This is a genomic window from Fibrobacter sp. UWH1 (assembly GCF_002210365.1).
In the GTDB taxonomy this organism is placed as follows: Bacteria; Fibrobacterota; Fibrobacteria; order Fibrobacterales; family Fibrobacteraceae; genus Fibrobacter.
Genome location: NZ_MWQG01000083.1, coordinates 1 through 2,928, shown reverse-complemented (window position 1 = coordinate 2,928; position 2,928 = coordinate 1). Strand labels below are relative to the sequence as shown.

Below are 2,928 nucleotides of genomic sequence, written 5' to 3'. Positions count from 1 at the left end.
CTGGAGGATGATTCGTCTAGATCCTCGATCGGGGTCGAGGATGACATGTGAGAGGAACCGTTTTCACCAGATGCACTGGTAGAGTTAGAGTCGTCACCGCAGGCGTTAAAGGTGAACAGCGCAAAAGCGACTGCGCTGGTGAGTGTGATTTTCTTGAAGATGTTCATATTAAAACTCTGTTAAATGTTTCTATGCAAATCTTGCGGTGTTGAAGGATGCCGATTTTGCAGACATCACGAGCAAACCAAAGACTCCATCTTATAAAGATTATTTTTAAGCTGCTTGTTTTTCTTGTTCATATAGGATCTCGGTAGATTTTAAATTTTACGCCTTATCTTAGTAATCAAGAACACAACGAATATTTAAATGACTTCTTTTATAAGATTTTGACACAGAAAATTCTTCCAAACTAAAAGTAATTGTTTTTGCGACATCTAAATCTTTTTCAGAGGGTATCCAAAAATTGGCCAATTCCTTCTCATAGCCGTCATCGCCATGAGGCAAGATACTCATACCGTACGAGTTTTTCACAGCAAACTTATGTGACCAAATAGCCTGAGAAAGAAGGCTGTGACTCAAATCTATTCCAGCAGGAGTGATAGCAACATGTTTCCACTCAGTTTCATTCATCACATGCCATCCCTCGGGACAAACGCCTCTCACCTTGCTGTCTTCGGGATATTTATCGTTAAAATTGGCGGTACACTTGGGGTTATCGGCCACACTCACACTGTCACAAACTTTTGGGAGTCCCATCGCTTCGCTCCAGGAGTATAGAGCGCCGAAGTAGTTGTCGCAATACCAGGGGTCGTCCTTATAGCAACTTTTTTCAATTTTCGCATCATCAAATATGGTCGTGGCGATATCAAGCACGGTATCTGCAAAATTCAAATTTTGAGCCATCACAGTAAAGCTGTAATTTCCATCCATGTCAAAAGACTTGACCGTCCTATAAACCTTTCCATCACGAGGGTCCGTAAAGGTTCCATAAGTAGCCTTAGAGCCGAATACACTGTCCATGTCTGGGTAAACTTTGGGCATTTCAAGTTTAACAATGGAATCCACTCGCCACATATCATTTTGGCAACGCACATATACAATTTCATAATCTTTCAATAACGTATCCAAAGTTCCTTCTTGACACCTACGATATGCCAGAGAGCTACTACTTGACGAAATATCATCCCTTTTAGAAGATGAGCTAGACTTTCCATTGACTTTTACGCTAGAGGAACTGCTAGATCCTTCGCTGTCGCTCAGGATGACACTTGATGAGGAACCCGGAGTGACAGAAGAATTGTCGCCGTTGATGCTGGAGGATGATTCATCATCCTCAACAGCGGAACTCAGTGTGCTGTTTTCACCAGATGCGCTGGTGGAGCCCGAGTCATCGCCGCAGGCGTTAAAGGCGAACAGCGCAAAAGCCACCGCGCTGGTGAGTGTGATTTTTTTGAATGTGTTCATATTAAAACTCTGTTAAATGTGTCTATGCAAATCTTGCGGTGTTGAAGGATGCCGATTTTGCAGTCATCACGAACAAATTTTTCCTTGCTGATTTTTTTTAGACGCGGCTTGGGCTTTTTTTAATGCTAAGATTTCCATCCATCATCATGCGGGGTTCAAGTTGCTCTAGAGAAAAATTGTTGAATGTGTATTTTTTCTTGTTCTTCTTATTTTGCTTTGAAAGCATGACATACCCTTAAGGGCTGTTCTAAGCAACCCTGTTTTTTTTGCTAAAAAAATTCAATTATTTATTCTGGCTTACAAGCATTTTTTAATAATTCTGAACGCAACGGATTGATTTTCCGGTGATTTTGTATCCTGTTACATAAAAAGTAACATTTTGATTGCGAGCATATATATTCAGCCCTCTAGCCCAACCTTCCTTTTCTAGGTATTCTTCCGGAAAATAATAATACGCAGCCTCTTTTAAATCAGTGAATTCATTCGTTAGACTACTCATCATCCCACCAGGCAACATTGTAAATCCAGTCTTATTGGTTCCATCACTACTATTCCAGTGGGTTTCGGATTTTACTGCACCAATATCGCACAATCTGCCCGAGCAATAAACGATGTTGAATTCATTGCGGGTCATCAAATGCCAACCATTAGGGCAAATACCTTGATGCTGAGTTTTTATTTGACTTGCACAACTTTTTTCATTGCATTCGTACGGGAGGTCCATCATTTCGGCCCACTGGTACAGGCCTCCATATTGCGAGCACATCAAAGTGTCGTTGTTGTAACAATACTTTTCCACCTTGGTGTTGTCATCCTGTTCATCAGCACCGCTCACGATTTTTTCCGCATAGTTTAAGTTCTGTGCCATAACAGTGATGGTTTGTTCCACCTTGTTTGTGTCACGACCGGTGACTTCGTAAATCTTGTACACCCTTCCATCTCGTTCATCCGTAAGATCGCTGTATGAATAAACTTTATCTCGAAAAGAAAAATAAACGGACGATGAGGAAACTGCCTTAGATGAACTTGAGGATTTTGCACTGGATGAAGAAACCGACTTATGCCATTGATTATCCAACTCACTGCAGAAATATTTATTTCCATCAACAATCAAAACTCCGCATCTATTATTTACCCAAGCAAAGACATCACATTCGCCCTCTAAATCATACTTACACGCTTCTGAAACACTGCTAGAAGAATTTCCAATATCTATGATATCGTCACTACTACTGCTATAGACATCCACCTTTGTAGAGGAACTGCTTCCTTCCTTGTTGATTGAAGAACTTGACTTTCCATCGGCTTTTACGCTAGAGGAACTGTTAGAATCTTCGCTATCGCTCGGGATGACACTTGATGAGGAACCTGGAATGACGGAAGAGGAAGAGTTGTCGTTGATGCTGGAAGATGATTCGTCTAGATCCTCGATCGGGGTCGAGGATGACATGTGAGAGGAACCGT

The 2,928-nt window shown here is 41.4% G+C and carries 3 protein-coding genes; all 3 read right to left on the bottom strand.

Annotated features, from left to right (window positions below):
- Positions 1 to 336: 336 nt before the first annotated feature.
- Positions 337 to 1,464 carry an FISUMP domain-containing protein gene (locus tag B7992_RS16095; protein ID WP_088666806.1) on the bottom strand — a complete coding sequence of 376 codons (1,128 nt, stop codon included), beginning with the start codon at positions 1,462 to 1,464 and terminating at the stop codon, positions 337 to 339.
- Between the two features lie 97 nt (positions 1,465 to 1,561).
- A complete protein-coding gene (locus tag B7992_RS17495) occupies positions 1,562 to 1,690 on the bottom strand; it encodes an LEPR-XLL domain-containing protein (protein ID WP_088666805.1) in 129 nt (42 codons plus the stop codon).
- An 84-nt stretch (positions 1,691 to 1,774) separates the two neighbouring features.
- Positions 1,775 to 2,928 (bottom strand): FISUMP domain-containing protein (locus tag B7992_RS16085; protein WP_303395621.1); only part of this gene is annotated, 1,154 nt, incomplete at its 5' end.